Origin of the sequence: Salipiger sp. PrR003, assembly GCF_010500785.1 — a bacterium.
GTDB classification, from domain to species: Bacteria; Pseudomonadota; Alphaproteobacteria; order Rhodobacterales; family Rhodobacteraceae; genus Salipiger; species Salipiger pacificus_A.
The window spans coordinates 156,013-170,513 of sequence record NZ_JAAGOV010000054.1 but is presented as its reverse complement, the minus strand read 5'-3'; the positions used below and the strand labels follow the sequence as shown (position 1 = coordinate 170,513).

General features: G+C 68.7%; 14 protein-coding genes and 1 tRNA gene. 6 read left to right on the top strand and 9 right to left on the bottom strand.

What is annotated here, in order from left to right:
- Window positions 1–104: 104 nt before the first annotated feature.
- The 4 genes from G0D83_RS20215 to G0D83_RS20200 all read right to left on the bottom strand — a co-directional run bounded on the left by G0D83_RS20215 (window position 105) and on the right by G0D83_RS20200 (window position 3,169).
- Window positions 105–1,076, bottom strand: a complete 972-nt coding sequence (locus G0D83_RS20215) for a beta-ketoacyl-ACP synthase III (protein WP_164196533.1) — start codon at window positions 1,074–1,076, stop codon at window positions 105–107.
- Window positions 1,073–2,203: a phosphate acyltransferase PlsX gene (plsX, locus tag G0D83_RS20210; RefSeq protein ID WP_164196532.1), complete on the bottom strand. Its 1,131-nt coding sequence runs from the start codon at window positions 2,201–2,203 to the stop codon at window positions 1,073–1,075. Before plsX ends, G0D83_RS20215 begins: the two co-directional genes overlap by 4 nt.
- Before the next feature lie 24 nt (window positions 2,204–2,227).
- Window positions 2,228–2,434: a 50S ribosomal protein L32 gene (rpmF, locus tag G0D83_RS20205; RefSeq protein WP_066106415.1), complete on the bottom strand. Its 207-nt coding sequence runs from the start codon at window positions 2,432–2,434 to the stop codon at window positions 2,228–2,230.
- Window positions 2,435–2,605: 171 nt separating this feature from the next.
- The gene (locus G0D83_RS20200) at window positions 2,606–3,169 is read right to left on the bottom strand and encodes a DUF177 domain-containing protein (protein WP_164196531.1); all 564 of its coding nucleotides are present in this window, start codon (window positions 3,167–3,169) and stop codon (window positions 2,606–2,608) included.
- A 121-nt stretch (window positions 3,170–3,290) separates the two neighbouring features.
- Between G0D83_RS20200 and G0D83_RS20195 the strand changes: the two genes are divergently transcribed.
- The 3 genes from G0D83_RS20195 (at window position 3,291) to G0D83_RS20185 (ending at window position 5,707) form a co-directional block, all read left to right on the top strand.
- Window positions 3,291–3,716: an outer membrane protein assembly factor BamE gene (locus tag G0D83_RS20195; protein WP_370457284.1), complete on the top strand. Its 426-nt coding sequence runs from the start codon at window positions 3,291–3,293 to the stop codon at window positions 3,714–3,716.
- 10 nt (window positions 3,717–3,726) lie between these two features.
- On the top strand, window positions 3,727–4,488 hold the full coding sequence (locus tag G0D83_RS20190; RefSeq protein ID WP_164196530.1) for a GNAT family N-acetyltransferase: 762 nt from the start codon (window positions 3,727–3,729) through the stop codon (window positions 4,486–4,488).
- 109 nt (window positions 4,489–4,597) lie between these two features.
- Complete coding sequence (locus tag G0D83_RS20185; protein ID WP_370457283.1) at window positions 4,598–5,707, top strand: acetoin utilization protein AcuC; 1,110 nt, start codon at window positions 4,598–4,600, stop codon at window positions 5,705–5,707.
- A 59-nt stretch (window positions 5,708–5,766) separates the two neighbouring features.
- Here the strand turns inward: G0D83_RS20185 and G0D83_RS20180 are convergent.
- The 3 genes from G0D83_RS20180 to tyrS all read right to left on the bottom strand — a co-directional run bounded on the left by G0D83_RS20180 (window position 5,767) and on the right by tyrS (window position 9,469).
- A tRNA-Gly gene (locus G0D83_RS20180) sits at window positions 5,767–5,840 on the bottom strand.
- A 150-nt stretch (window positions 5,841–5,990) separates the two neighbouring features.
- Window positions 5,991–8,018 carry an ASKHA domain-containing protein gene (locus G0D83_RS20175; RefSeq protein WP_164196528.1) on the bottom strand — a complete coding sequence of 676 codons (2,028 nt, stop codon included), beginning with the start codon at window positions 8,016–8,018 and terminating at the stop codon, window positions 5,991–5,993.
- A 200-nt stretch (window positions 8,019–8,218) separates the two neighbouring features.
- On the bottom strand, window positions 8,219–9,469 hold the full coding sequence (tyrS, locus tag G0D83_RS20170) for a tyrosine--tRNA ligase (RefSeq protein ID WP_108965275.1): 1,251 nt from the start codon (window positions 9,467–9,469) through the stop codon (window positions 8,219–8,221).
- A 97-nt stretch (window positions 9,470–9,566) separates the two neighbouring features.
- Between tyrS and G0D83_RS20165 the strand changes: the two genes are divergently transcribed.
- Window positions 9,567–10,649 (top strand): anhydro-N-acetylmuramic acid kinase, encoded by a 1,083-nt coding sequence (locus tag G0D83_RS20165; protein ID WP_235939472.1) that lies wholly within the window; start codon window positions 9,567–9,569, stop codon window positions 10,647–10,649.
- Between the two features lie 42 nt (window positions 10,650–10,691).
- Here G0D83_RS20165 and G0D83_RS20160 read toward each other — a convergent pair whose 3' ends face one another.
- Window positions 10,692–11,669 (bottom strand): phosphoadenosine phosphosulfate reductase, encoded by a 978-nt coding sequence (locus G0D83_RS20160; RefSeq protein WP_370457282.1) that lies wholly within the window; start codon window positions 11,667–11,669, stop codon window positions 10,692–10,694.
- A 161-nt stretch (window positions 11,670–11,830) separates the two neighbouring features.
- The gene (locus G0D83_RS20155; protein WP_164196420.1) at window positions 11,831–12,145 is read right to left on the bottom strand and encodes a hypothetical protein; all 315 of its coding nucleotides are present in this window, start codon (window positions 12,143–12,145) and stop codon (window positions 11,831–11,833) included.
- A 55-nt stretch (window positions 12,146–12,200) separates the two neighbouring features.
- Between G0D83_RS20155 and G0D83_RS20150 the strand changes: the two genes are divergently transcribed.
- Both G0D83_RS20150 and G0D83_RS20145 read left to right on the top strand, forming a co-directional pair.
- Window positions 12,201–13,109 carry a MoxR family ATPase gene (locus G0D83_RS20150; RefSeq protein WP_108965279.1) on the top strand — a complete coding sequence of 303 codons (909 nt, stop codon included), beginning with the start codon at window positions 12,201–12,203 and terminating at the stop codon, window positions 13,107–13,109.
- 112 nt (window positions 13,110–13,221) lie between these two features.
- Window positions 13,222–14,481, top strand: coding sequence for a VWA domain-containing protein (locus tag G0D83_RS20145; RefSeq protein WP_164196527.1), 1,260 nt, complete (start codon window positions 13,222–13,224; stop codon window positions 14,479–14,481).
- Window positions 14,482–14,501 lie beyond the last annotated feature (20 nt).

Below are 14,501 nucleotides of genomic sequence, written 5' to 3'. Positions count from 1 at the left end.
CCTCCCAAGGTTGCGCCACAGCATAGGGGGGAGGCGGATTCCGAGTCAAGCAGCCCTTGCGGGCGTGGAGCCTGCAAGGGCCGGATTTTGCCGGATTTTTGCGCTCACCAGCGCAGGACGACAGCGCCCCAGGCCAAACCGCCGCCGATGGCCTCGGTGACCACCACGTCGCCTTGCTTGATCTTGCCTTCGGCCTTGCCGACCGACAGGGCCAGCGGAATCGAGGCGGCAGAGGTGTTGCCATGGTCCTGGACCGTCACCACGACGCGCTCCATCGGCAGGCCGAGCTTCTTGGCGGTGCCGTTGATGATGCGGATGTTGGCCTGATGCGGCACGACCCAATCGACCTCTTCCGAGGTGATCCCGGCCTTTTCCATCGCAGTTGTCGCGGTCTGGGCGAGCTTTTCCACTGCGTGGCGGAAGACTTCCTTGCCCTCCATGCGCAGATGGCCGGTGGACTGGGTCGACACCCCGCCGTCAACGTAGAGCAGGTCGCGGAACTGGCCGTCGGAATGCAGATCGACCGACAGGATGCCGCGGTCGGCGGAGGTGCCCGCGCCCTCGGCGGCCTCGAGGATCAGCGCCCCGGCGCCGTCACCGAAGAGCACGCAGGTCCCCCGGTCGGTCCAATCCATGATTCGCGAGAAGGTCTCGGCGCCGATCACCATCACGCGCTTGGCCTGGCCCGAGACGATCATCGCATTGGCGGTCGACAGGGCGTAGACGAAACCGGCGCAGACCGCCTGTACGTCGAAGGCGAAGCCGCCGGTCATGCCGATGCGGTCCTGCACCATGGTGGCAGCAGAGGGGAAGGTCAGGTCGGGCGTCGAGGTGGCGACGATCAGCGCGTCGATCTGGGAAGCTTCGAGCCCTGCATCCTTCAGCGCGGCCTCGGCGGCGTTGGCGGCGAGCATCGAGGTGGTCTCGCCCTCGGCGGCGAAATGGCGGCGTTCGATGCCAGAGCGCGAGCGGATCCATTCGTCGGAGGTGTCGAGGGTCTTCTCGAATTCCGCGTTGGGGACCACACGCTGAGGCAGGTAATGCCCGATGCCCGCGACCTTCGCCCTGATGCTCATTTGCCTGTTCCGTTTTTCTTTGTATCTGTGCCGTCCGGCGCCTCTGGGGCTGGGTCGGCGGCGGGGTCGGCGGCCGCAGCGGCGCTCGCCACGCGGGCGGCCAGCCTGTCGCCGAAGCCGGACTGCGCGAGGTCATAGGCCAGTTCCACCGCCGCGGCCACCCCGGTGGCATCGGCAGCGCCGTGGGATTTCACCACAGTGCCGTTGAGGCCGAGGAAGACGCCGCCGTTCTTGCGGCGCGGATCTACGCGCGCCTGCAACCGCTTGAGCGAACTCAGAGCGAGCAGCGCGGCGAGGCGCGACAGCGGCGAGTAGGTGAAAGCCTCGCGGAGAAGTGAATTGATCAGCGAGGCAGTGCCTTCGCCGGTCTTCAGCGCGATGTTCCCGGTGAAGCCGTCGGTGACGATCACGTCGCAGCGCTTGCCGGGGATGTCTCCGCCCTCGACGAAGCCGACGTAATCGAAGCCGCCGGTCTCGGCATTGGCGGCGATGAGGTCATTCGCGGCCTTCAGCTCCGCGCGGCCCTTGTGCTCTTCGGTGCCCACGTTCAGCAGGCCGATGCGCGGGCGCTCGAGGTTGAGACCGTTGCGGGCGTAGGATGCGCCCATCATCGCGTATTTCAGCAGGTCGTCGGCATCGGCGCGGATGTCGGCGCCGACGTCGAGCATGACGTTGTAGCCCTGCGGGTTGCGCGAGGGCCAGAGCACGGCGATGGCGGGGCGGTTCACCCCGGGCAGCTTGCGCAGCCGCACCATCGACAGCAGCATCAGCGCGCCGGTGTTGCCGCAGGAAACGGCAACCGTGGCCTCGCCATTGCGAACGGCGTCGAGCGTGGACCACATCGAGGTGTCCTGCCCGTTGCGCATCACGTGGCTCGGCTTGTCTTCCATCGCCACGACGCCGGAGGCATCGCGAATCTCGACCTGGGCAGACAAACCTTTTTGCTTGTCTACCAGGGGGCGCAACTCGGCCTCGGGTCCGTGCAGCAGGAAATGGACATCGCGGTGCTTCCGCGCAAAGGCGGAAAGACCGGCAACAATCGTTGCCGGCCCGCGATCGCCACCCATGGCGTCGATTGAGAGGACCAGAGGCCCGTGCGCCTGACGGTTATCCGTTGCGGATGTCATGCGACGATCGGGCCTATCCGCAACTTATGCTGCGTCTTCGTCCAGGTCGATCTCGTCAGCCATGGCGACGACCTCACGGTCGGCGTAGTGGCCGCATGACGGGCAGACGTGGTGCGGGCGCTTGAGTTCGCCGCAGTTGCTGCACTCGTTGGGGTTGGCCGCGACCAGCGCGTCATGGGCGCGACGGTTGTTGCGGCGCGATTTCGATACTTTGTTCTGTTGGACGGCCATGTCTCAACCTCGATTGTTCGCGTGTGGGGGCTATACGGGTGCCCGATAACGTTCGGGCGTGCCCGGCCTCATAGTCTTAACCCATGGAGGCGTGCAACCCGGAATTCCGATGAAGGCGCGAAAATAGGTATTTCTTGCCAAACCGCAAGAGAGATTTCGCGCCCCACCGGCTCAGTCTTCTTCTTTTTCGTCCTTCGAGAGCCGATCGCGCAGCCCCGCGAGCCCGGCAAACGGGTTCGGGCGAGATTCGGAGGGGTCCTCCTCGGGCGCATCCGGCGCCGCTTCGGCCATCTCGAGCGCCGCCTGGCTGCGCGGGTAGGGCGGCAGCGCCAAGGACAGGGCCTCGGAAAGAATCCGGCGCAGGTCGATCACGTCGGGCAGGGGCTCTTCCTCGTCTTCGGGCACCTCGACCTCGGAGCCGGGATCGGGGTCGGCGATTTGCTGCGCCGGCCGGAACAGCAAGGAGATCTCCTCGTCGATCCGGGTGGTCACCGGATCGAGGGTGACGACGCAGGGCTGTACCACCGTCGCGCCGAGATCGGCGGTCAGCCGGTAGGCGCCGCCGGCCTCGGGGGTCAGCTTGCCCGCCAGCCGGGCCTTGCGCAGGCCTAGCAGGCCAAGGTCCTTGGCCAAGGCCGAACGTTCCTCGGCCTCGGGCCTGATATCGAAGTCTGTGGCCACGTCGCGGCGCAGTGTCGAGACGCGCAGCCGCGCGGGGTTTCCGCCTCTGTCCATGGGCTCGCCTTTCCTTTGCTTGAAGCGCTTGGCTGGGTTGTGTAATGCGGGATAGAAGGCCCTCCGGGGCATGGCAAGGGGCAGGACTGCGTCCATGGTATCACGGGTGAGAATAGCGCTTTTGGCTGCAAGCGCCGCACTGGGACTGTCCGCCTGCTCGGCTCAGTACCAGACGCATGGCTACGTGCCACGCGAAGACGACCTTCAGCAGATCGTGCCCGGGATCGATACGCGCGCGACGGTGGAGGACGTGATCGGCGTGCCCGCCGCCTCGGGCGTGCGCGACGCGGGCGGCTATTACTACATTGAATCGCAAGTGCGAAGCTTCGCCTGGCAGGAGCCCGAGGTCATCGATCGCGAGGTGCTGGCGATCACCTTCGACGGGCAGGGCGTGGTCAACAACATCTCGCGCTACGGCCTCGAGGACGGCAACGTCGTGCCGATCACCCGCCGGATCACCCGCACCAACGACGGCGAGATGGGCTTCATCCGCAAGCTCTTTGGCAATATCGGCGGCCTGACCCTCGGCGATCTCGACCAGCAATGAGGCGCTGACCATGTCCTCCCGCGTGCAGGATGAGGCTTCGGGGGAGGACGGTCTGATCCTGTCCCGGGGCCGGTTCCGGGCACGCTCCGCCACGGATGCCGAAGCCGTGAAGGCGGCGCAGGCGTTGCGCGGGCTGGCGTTTTTCGGCCCCGGCAAGGGCCCCGATGCCGACGCGCTGGACAGCCGTTGCCGCCATGTTCTGGTCGAGGATGAGACCGGCCTGCTGCTCGCCTGCTTCCGCTACCTCTGGCTCGAGACCAGCGCCGAGATCGGCCGCAGCTATTCGGCGCAATACTACGATCTTTCCCGGCTCGAGGGCTACGGCGGGCCACTGATCGAGCTCGGGCGCTTCTGCACCCGGCCGGGGCTGGTCGATCCTGATGTGTTGCGGCTGGCCTGGGGCGCGATCGCCGCCCTCGTCGATCGGGGCGGCGCGCGGCTGCTCTTCGGCTGCGCCAGCTTCACCGGAACCGACGCGGCCCGCTACGACCCGGCCTTCGGCGTCCTGCGTGCCCGCCACGCCGCCCCGGCGCGCTGGCAGATCGGCGTCAAGGCGGCCGAGGTGGTACGCTTCTCCCCGGCCACCACCGAGGCGCGTGGGGCCCTCAAGCTGATCCCGCCGCTCCTGCGAACCTACCTCGGGATGGGCGGCTGGGTGAGCGATCATGCCGTGGTGGACCGGCAGATGAACACGCTGCATGTCTTCACCGGTGTCGAAACCGCGGCGATCCCGCCGGCTCGCACCCGGGCATTGCGGGCGATCGCGGGGTAGCGGCGGTATGACGGGGCTCTGCCCCGAGCCGCTGCGCGCCTTTCCCCCGGGATATCTGGACCTAGAAGATAGACCCAAGACTCTAGACGCAACACCAGGAGAGGCGGCGGTGGCGACCTTCATCGGCTCGGAAATCTATCGCGGCTCGCGCTACGGGCGCCTGCACCCGCTGTCGATCGAACGGGTGCCGGCGGTGATCGACCTCTGTCGGGCGCTTGGCTGGCTCCCCGGGTCGCAGTGGCGGGTCTCGCCGCGGGCCAAGCCCGCGGCCCTCACCGGCTTCCATGCGCCGCGCTACGTGGCGGCGCTTCAGGCGGCTGAGGCCGCGGGGACGGTGAGCGAGGAGGTGCGCCAGCGGCACGGGCTCGGCACCCTGTCGAACCCGGTCTTTCCCGAGATGTACCGGCGTCCCGCCACGGCGGTGGGCGGCGGGCTGCTGGCCGCAGAGATCGTCGGAGCGCAGGGCGGCGCGGTGTTCAATCCCGGCGGCGGGACGCATCACGCGCTGGCGGATCGGGCCAGCGGTTTCTGCTTTCTCAACGAGCCGGTGCTGACCATCCGCCACCTGCTGAGCCTCGGGATGCGCCGGGTGGCCTATGTCGACATCGACGCCCATCACGGCGACGGGGTGGAGATCGCCTTCGACGGCTCGGAGCAGGTGCGGGTGATTTCGGTGCACGAGGCTCGGCGCTGGCCGTTCACCGGCGCGCTGGCCGACCGGGCCGGGGGGGCGGCCTTCAACATGCCGGTGCCGCGGGAGTTCAACGACACGGAATTCGCGCTGGTGCTCGAGGAGATGATTCTGCCCGCCGTGGCGGCCTTTCGCCCCGATGCGATCTTCCTGCAGTGCGGGGCGGATGCGGTGCTCGAGGATCCGCTGGCGCGGCTGGCGCTGTCGAACCGTTCGCATGCGCGGGCCGCGGCGGCGCTGCGCGGGCTGGCCCCTGCGCTGATCGTCTCGGGCGGTGGCGGCTACAACCCCTGGAGCGCACCGCGCTGCTGGTCGCTGGTCTGGGCGACGCTCTCGGGCCGCTCGGTGCCCGAGCGGCTTCCCGAAGCGGCGCAGGCGGTGCTGCGTCGGCAGGTCTGGGCGCGCAAGGGGCGGCCCTCGGAGTCGCTGCTCACCACGCTGCGGGATGCGCCGCGCGAAGGGCCGGTGCGGGGCGACGTGCGCCAGGGCGTGCGGCTGCTGCGCGAGCGGCTGCGGGCGGAGCATTGACGGCCCACGGGACAACGGGTCTGTGGGACCTGCGCAAAGCCCGGAATTCTCGGAGGAGTTGGAGCGGGTAGCGGGAATCGAACCCGCGCGTTCAGCTTGGGAAGCTGACAGGCTACCATTACATCATACCCGCGCTCTGAAGGCTGATCTACGCGGGCGGCGCGGGCACGTCAAGCGGGCGCGGCGCAGATTTCTCGCGGTCCGGCGGCGCGGGGCTGGCAACAGCAAGCTGGCGGCCGCGCGCTGCTGCGGCGGGCCGACGTGCCGCGCTCTCGGTCGTCGTCTAGCGCCGCCTGCGGCGGGGGCCCTCGGTGTTGAACGATGGCTCGGGCAGGGGCGTGGCGCGGCGGGTCTCGGCGAAGGGAGCGCTGGCATGGGGGATCGCGCTCGCGGCAACGAAATGCTCCTGGAAGCGCGGCTCGATGGCGGTTTCGACCTTGGTGATCTGCCGCACAAGCACTTCGATACGGCGCCGGGCCGCGAGGCTGCAGAGCGCGATGCGCGCGCCCGTGCCGGCGGCATTGCCTGCCGAGGTGACGCGCGCCAGCGGCACGTCGGGGATCATTCCCAGCACCAGCGCGTGCCGCGGCGAGATATGCGCGCCGAAGGCCCCTGCCAGCACGACCCTGTCGACCTTGTCCACGCCCATTTCGTCCATCAGCAGCCGCGCACCCGCGTAAAGCGCGGCTTTCGCCAGCTGGATGGCGCGGATATCAGCTTGGGTGACGGTGATCACGGGTCCTCCCTCGGCGCTGCCATCGTGGATGATATAGGCATGCGTGCGGCCTTCGGGGAGCATGCGCGGGGTGCCGGTCTGCTGCGCCGAGCCGATGAGCCCCCCCGCGTCCACCAACCCGGCCATGCGCATTTCCGCCACCGCCTCGATGATGCCCGAGCCGCAAAGCCCGGTGACGCCGCTGCGCGCGGTGGCCTCGGCAAAGCCCGGCGCGTCGGACCACAGCTCGCAGCCGATGACCCGGAAGCGCGGCTCCTTGGTGTCGGGGTCGATGCGGATCGCCTCGATGGCGCCCGGGGCGGCGCGCTGGCCGGAGCTGATTTGCGCGCCTTCGAACGCGGGTCCGGTGGGCGAGGAGCAGGCAAGCACCCGGCGCCTGTTGCCGAGCAGGATCTCGGCGTTGGTGCCGACGTCGACGGTGAGAACCAGATCTTCGGACCGGTCGGGCGCCTCCGAGAGCGCGACGGCGGCGGCATCGGCGCCTACATGGCCGGCGATGAGCGGAAGCAGATAGGCTTGCGCGCCGGGCGGCAGAGCGGTGAGGCCGAGGTCGCGCGCCGGCAGGTTCTGCGCCGAGGAAGTGGCCAGCGCAAAAGGGGCCTGTCCCAGCTCCACCGGGTCGAGGCCGAGCAGCAGGTGGTGCATCACCGGGTTCCCGACGAGGGTCAGGTCAAGGATCCGGCCCGTTTCGATGTCTGCTTTGGCGGCGATGTCCTGCACCAGGGAATTCAGCCCGGCGCGCACGGCGGCGGTCATCTCGGCCGCGCCGCCGGGGTTCATCATTGCGTAGGAGACGCGCGACATGAGATCCTCGCCAAAGCGGATCTGCGGGTTCATCGCGCCGGCGGAGGCGAGGACATCGCCGCTGCGCAGCGAGACCAGATGCGCGGCGATGGTGGTCGAGCCAAGGTCGATGGCCAGCCCGAGCAGATCGCCCTCCAGCAGCCCCGGCCAGAGCGCGGTGATGCGCGGCGCGGTCTCGGCGGAACTCCGGTGCAGCGCGGCGGTGACGGTCCAGCTGTCCTCGCGCAGGGTGGTCTGCAGGCTGGCGAGCAGCGCAGGCTCTATCGTGGCACCCTCGATGCCCCATTGCGCGCGCAGCGCCTCGGTGAGCCGTTCGAGATCGCCCGACGGCGCATGCATGTCCGGTGGCGCGACCTCGACGAGACAGAGGCGCAGCGCCGGGTCCATTTCGACCGGGCGGGCCTCGGCGTCCTTGCGGATGACCTGCCGGTGCAGCTGGCTCTCGGCGGGCACGTCGATCACCACGTCCGAGAGGATCCGCGCCTGGCAGCCGAGCCGCCGTCCGGGGGCAAGGCCGCGTTTCTCGGCGTAGCGGGCCTCGGTCGCGTTCCAGTCGGAGAGCGCGGCCTCGGTGGAGGTGATGCCATGCTTGGCGAACTGTCCGAAAGCGGGGGCGATCTGGCAGCGCGAGCAGATCCCACGCCCGCCGCAGACCGAGTCGAGATCAACGCCGAGCCGCCGAGCCGCCGCGAGCACTGGCGTTCCGACGGGCACGCGGCCGCGCTTGCCGGAGGGGGTGAAGACGACAAGGGGGGCGTGGCGCTCGGTCATGGGCTCAGGATGCGCGCGCGGGACGGCGGCGACATGTCCGAAAGCGGCAGGCTGTGCGGTGGCGGCGTCGTGCCGGGGCCAAGACGGCCCGAAGTCGCCGCGCGAGCGCGTGCGCGTCCGGCGCGCGTGGCTCGGCGCGCCGGACGCAGAAAGGGCGGCACCCTCCGGCACCGCCCCTCCCGAAGTCAGCTCTGAAGGCCTTAGCCCAATTTCACCAGCGCGTGGCGCTTCTTGCCCGCAGAAAGCTTCACCGGCGCAGAGAGCGCGGCGGCGTCGAGCATCAGACCGGCGTCGGTCAGCGGCTGGTCGTCGAGCCGCGCGCCGTTCTCCGTGATCAGCCGCTTGGCTTCCTTGCCCGACTTGGCGAGACCCGCGCGGACGATCACCTGCACGATGGAGATGCCCTCTCCGATCTCGTCTGCGGTCAGCTCCAGCGTCGGCAGGTCGTCGCCCACGCCGCCCTTCTCGAAGACCTCGCGCGCAGTCGCCTCGGCCGCCGCAGCCGCCTCGGCGCCGTGGCAGAGCGTGGTGACCTCGTTGGCAAGGATGATCTTCGCCTCGTTGATCTCCGAGCCCTGCAGCGATCCGAGCCGCTCGCATTCCTCGACCGGCAGTTCGGTGTAGAGCTTCAGGAACCGCCCGGTGTCGGCGTCGGTGGTGTTGCGCCAGAACTGCCAGAACTCGTAGGGGCTCAGCATGTCGGCGTTGAGCCACATGGCGCCGCCCTGGCTCTTGCCCATCTTGCGGCCGTCCGAGGTGGTCAGCAGCGGCGAGGTGAGCCCGTAGATCTCGTGGTCGAGCACGCGGCGGGTCAGGTCGATGCCATTGACGATGTTGCCCCACTGGTCCGAGCCGCCCATCTGCAGCACGCAGCCGTAGCGGCGGTTCAGCTCGAGGAAGTCATAGGCCTGAAGGATCATGTAGTTGAACTCGAGGAACGACAGCGATTGCTCGCGGTCGAGGCGCGATTTTACCGATTCAAACGAGAGCATCCGGTTCACCGAGAAGTGCCGCCCGATGTCGCGCAGGAACTCGAGGTAGTTGAGCCCGTCGAGCCACTCGGCGTTGTTGAGCATCAGCGCATCGGTCTCTTCGCCGCCATAGCTGAGGTACTTGGCAAAGACCTGCTTCATGCCCGCGATGTTGGCGTCGATCTGCTCCGGCCCCAAGAGCGGGCGCTCGTCCGAGCGGAACGAGGGGTCGCCCACTTTGGTGGTGCCGCCGCCCATCAGGGTGATCGGCTTGTGGCCGGTCTTCTGCAGCCAGCGCAGCATCATGATGTTGAGAAGGTGACCCACGTGCAGCGACTTCGCCGTCGCGTCATAGCCGATATAGGCGGTGACCACGCCCTTGCACAGCGCCTCGTCGAGGCCCTGATAATCGGTACAATCGGCAAGGTAGCCGCGCTCGATCATGACGCGCATGAAGTCCGATTTGGGATGGTAGGTCATCGTGGATCCCTCTTATAGTCCGAAAGTTCCTATAAGCGCGGGGAAGGCGAAGGTGAAGGGCAAGTTGGGTGCACGCTCCGTTTGGGCGCTGGGGTGTATGTCGGGAACCTCTCTCGACGGGGTGGACGCGGCGCTGATCCGCACCGACGGGGCAGAGATCCACGAGTTCGGGCGCTCTGGCTACCGGCCCTATACCGAGGCCGAGCGCCGGGTGCTCAAGGCCGCGCTGGGGCGCTGGCCCGATGACGGCAAAACGCCGGGCCTGGAGGAGGCGCTCGAGGTCGTGCAGCGCGCCCATGCCGAGCTGCTGGCCGAGTTCCCCGAGGCCGAACTTGTGGGCTTTCACGGCCAGACGCTGGCGCATGAGCCACACGGTCGCGGCACGCATCAGCTTGGCGACGGCGGGGCGCTGGCCGAGGCGCTCGGGCGCGACGTGGTCTGGGATTTCCGCTCCGCCGACGTGGCTCTCGGGGGCGAGGGCGCACCCTTGGCGCCCTTCTATCATTTCGCCTGCGCGCGGAAGATGGGGGCCGAGGCGCCCGTGGCCTTCCTCAACCTCGGCGGGGTCGGCAACCTCACCTGGGTGGACCCGCGCAAACCTGCGCCCGAGGCGCCTGGCGCGCTGCTGGCCTTCGACACCGGGCCTGCCAATGCGCCGATCAACGATCTGGTGGGTGAGCGGCTCGGTCTCGACTGCGACCGCGACGGCGCGCTGGCGGCGCGGGGCGAGGTGGTCGACGGGGCTTTGGAGCTTTTCCTCGAAGAGGGCTTCTTCCGCCGCATGCCGCCGAAATCCCTCGATCGGGATGATTTCTCGCTGATGCTGGACCTCGTGCGCGAGCTTTCCGACCCCGATGCCGCCGCCACGATGACCGCCATGGCGGCGGCTGCGGTGATGCAGGGCATGGAGCATTGCCCGATCCCGCCCGAGCGGCTGCTGGTCACCGGCGGCGGGCGGCACAACCCGGTGATGATGGCGATGTTGCAGGCCGGGCTCGACTGCCCGGTGGTGCCGGTCGAGGAGGCCGGGCTCGACGGCGACATGCTCGAGGCGCAGGCGTTCGGATTTCTTGCCGTGCGCGTGGCGCAGGGCTGGCCGACCTCGGGGCCTTCGACAACGGGTGTGGCCGCGCCGGTCGGCGGTGGCCAGGTGTCGCGGGTCGGCTCGCTGGTGCGCTGAGGACGCGCTGCGCCGCTTTCCACGCGGCGCGGCTGGTCCGGCTCAGCCCTCGCGCGCCTCACCTTCGGCGCGCAGCGCGTCGAGACGGCGGCGGAAGCGCGGCGCGTTCAGCCGGGCGGTGACATTGGCGCAGAGCCATTCGGCCAGCAAGGGCCGGTTTTCGACGTCGAGCCGCGACAGCAGCCGCCGCAGATAGGGGGTATGGTTGCGCCTCGCGCGCAGCAGCCGGGCCATCTCGGCACGGTCCAGCCGGTCGTCGGCGGCAGCTGCGAGGATCGGGTGCACGAGGTCGAGCTCCAGCAGGTCGCCTTGCAGCGCGTCGCCCATATAGGGCAGGCGGAACCGGCTCACGTTGCGCCGCTCGAACAGCGCGGCATGCATGGCGTCCATCCGCTCCTGCGGGTCGTAGAGCACATAGGCCGCCTGCGCGGCGTCGATCATGTCGGGCGCGTAGCCGAAGCGCGAGGCGAAATCGACGCGGCGCATCTCGGGAAAACGGTCGTCCCATTCCGCGATCCGTGGATCGAGCGTTGCCTGCGGCTGAAGCAACACCACCCGCGCACCGGGTGCGGCGACAGAATAGGCGGCGGCGGCATAGCCGCAGGGGCCGGCGCCGTAGAAGATCACCTTCTCGAAGGCGTCGAAGAAGCCATCGTCCAGAAGCTGGTCGAAGAAGCGGATCACCTCGGCGTCGCGGAACCAGGTGTCGGCGGTGCAGATCAGCGACAGGCTCGACCAGCCCTCGATCGCCTGCATCTCCCAGCCGAGCGGGGTGGCGGTCTGGCTATAGGACGAAATCCCGGGCATCGACTCAAAGCTCACCAGCAGGGTGTCGCCATCCTCGACGAAGACCGCGTGGTGCCGCTTGCCCAGCGGTTCGGCGAACCCGTGCTGCTCGCCGATCTCGGAGATGGCCGCGATCCAGTTGCAGCCGCTGTGCATGCTGAGGTCAACATCGGTGAGATCGAGATCGTCGTCGGAGACTATCTCGTGCCTGAGCTGATCCGTGTTGTCCTTCATGATACCTGCCATTGTCCTGTCGCGTCCGGTCGGGCCCGTGCTGGGGCGGCTGTTTTTCCCCACGGTAGCACCGCTCTCGGATGTTGCCAGACTGGGAGCGGAATGGGGCGGAAATATGTGGCTTTAGGGGTAATACGGCGGTGGTGAGGCGGCAAGAAAAATCACGGTGAGGGAGATGGTTGCACGGAATCCCGGGCTTTGCCTGCCTGCCGGGCGCGGGTCGCGGCGGCGATCAGAGGGCGCGCCAGTTCGGGCGGCAGAGGGCGCGAGGGCGGGGCAACCATCAGCCGCCCCGTGAGCGCGCGATAGGGCTCCTCTCCCATGAGCGCGGCAAGGCGCACCTTACGCCCGCGCACCGCGGCGGCGGGCAGCCCGGCGCGCACCGGATCCGCCACGAGGTGGCTGTCGAGCGCATGCAGCGCGTCATGGCTGAGTGTGGCAAAGCGCCGGGCACCCGCTGCGGGGAACCTGCGCATCTCCCTTGACCGGCGGCCTGCTGCCGGGCAGCAATCAAGGCAGGAGGAGACCCACATGCAAGACCCCAGTTCGATCGACGCGGTGCAGGAGCTTCTGTCGCGCACCGGCTATGTCTGTCCGCGCCCGCTCGCCACGGTGCTGTTTCTGGCGCTTCGGCTCGGGCGGCCGCTCTTCCTCGAGGGAGAGGCGGGCGTCGGCAAGACTGAGATCGCCAAGGCGCTGAGTCTCGCCACCGGGCGCCGTCTCATTCGCCTGCAATGCTACGAGGGGCTGGACGCGGGCTCGGCGGTCTACGAGTGGAACTTCGCCGCCCAGATGATCGCCATCCGCGCCGCCGAGGCGGCCGGTGAGGCCGATCGCGGCCAGTTGCAACACGACCTTTTCGGCCCCGACTACCTGATCGAGCGTCCGCTGCTGCAGGCCATGCGGCCAGACGAAAACGGCGCACCGATCCTGCTGATCGACGAACTCGACCGCACCGACGAGCCCTTCGAGGCCTTCCTGCTCGAAGCGCTGAGCGACTTTCAGGTGACCATCCCCGAACTCGGCACGATCACCGCGCCCGAGCCGCCAACGGTCATCCTCACCTCGAACCGCACGCGCGAGGTGCATGACGCGCTGAAGCGCCGCTGCCTCTACCACTGGGTCGACTATCCCGACTTCCCCCGCGAGCTCGAAATCCTGCACGCCCGCGCGCCAGAGGTGGCCGAGGCGCTGTCGCGTCAGATCGTCGCCTTCGTGCAGCGGCTGCGCACCGAGGATCTTTTCAAAAAGCCCGGCGTCGCCGAGACCATCGACTGGGCCAAGTGCCTGCTGGCGCTCGACGTGATCGACCTTTCGCCCGAGGTGATCTCGGACACGCTCGGCGCCATCCTGAAATACCAGGACGACATCGCCAGGATTCAGGGCAGCGAGGCCAAGCGCCTGCTCGACGAGGCGAAAGCCTCTCTCGAGCCCGCCTGATGCGTTTTCCGAGGCCAAATAACCCCGGGGTCGCGGGGCAGAGCCGCCGGTGGTCTGATGCCTGCCGGAGGCGGCCCCTAAAGCCACGCCTGCCAGACGCGCGGCATCCGTGATGGCCGAGCAGATCCCCCTCACGCTCCCCGAGCATCCGCGGCTCGCACAGAACATCCTGCATTTCGCCCGCGCCCTGCGCCGCGCCGGCTTGCCGGTGGGACCGGGGCGGGTGGTCGACGCGGTGCGCGCGGTAGAGGCCGCGGGCTTTACCGACCGGATGGATTTCTACTGGACGTTGCACGCCTGCTTCGTCTCGCGCCCCGAGCAGCGGCTGGTCTTCGCGCAGGTCTTCAGGCTCTACTGGCGCGACCCGCGCTACCTCGAGCACATGATGTCGATGATGCTGCCTGCGATCCGCGGCGTTCAGGAGGAAAAGCTGGCGCAGTCCGCCGAGAAGCGCGCCGCGCAGGCGTTGCTTGGCGACCAGATGCCCGAGATCCCCGTCTCCGAGCAGGAGGAGGAGGCGACGAAGATCGAGGTCGACGCCTCTTTCACCGTCTCGCGCGAGGAACGGCTCAAGTCCCTCGACTTCGAGCAGATGTCGCTCGAAGAGATCGCCGAGGCGAAACGCATGCTGGCCCGGCTCGAGCTGCCGGTGAAACCCTTGCCGTCGCGACGCGGAAAGGCTTCGGTGCTGGGCCGCAGGCTCGACCGGCGGCGCACGCTGCGCGCGGCGATGAAGCAGGGCGGCGAGATCCGGTCCCTCGCGCATCTCGAGCCGCGCGAGAAATGGCCCAATCTGGTCGTGCTCTGCGACATCTCCGGCTCAATGAGCCAGTATTCGCGGATGGTGCTGCATTTTCTGCACGCGGTGGCCAACCGCCGCGGCGCGGGCTGGGCCAAGGTACATGCTTTCACCTTCGGCACGCGGCTCACCAACATCACCCGCCATCTTGCCACCCGTGACGTCGATGCCGCGCTCAGGGCCGCCGGGGCCGAGGCGCAGGACTGGGAGGGCGGAACCCGCATCGGCCAGTGCCTGCACGCCTTCAATCGCGACTGGAGCCGGCGCGTCATGGGGCAGGGCGCGGTGGTGCTGCTGATCACCGACGGGCTCGACCGTGACGACGCGGGACTGCTCGCGCGCGAGGTCCAGCGCCTGCAGCTGTCGGCGCGGCGGCTCATCTGGCTGAACCCGCTGCTGCGCTGGGACGGTTTCGCGCCAAGGGCCGCCGGGATCCGCGCCATGCTGCCGCATGTGGACAGCTTCCGCGCCGGGCACAGCATTGCCTCGCTGGAGGATTTGGCAGCGGTGATCTCCAGCGCGCGCGACAGCGGCGAGAAGGCGCGTCTCATGGCGCTGTTGCAGGGGGTCTAGCTCGGCGCGAGCATTTTTCC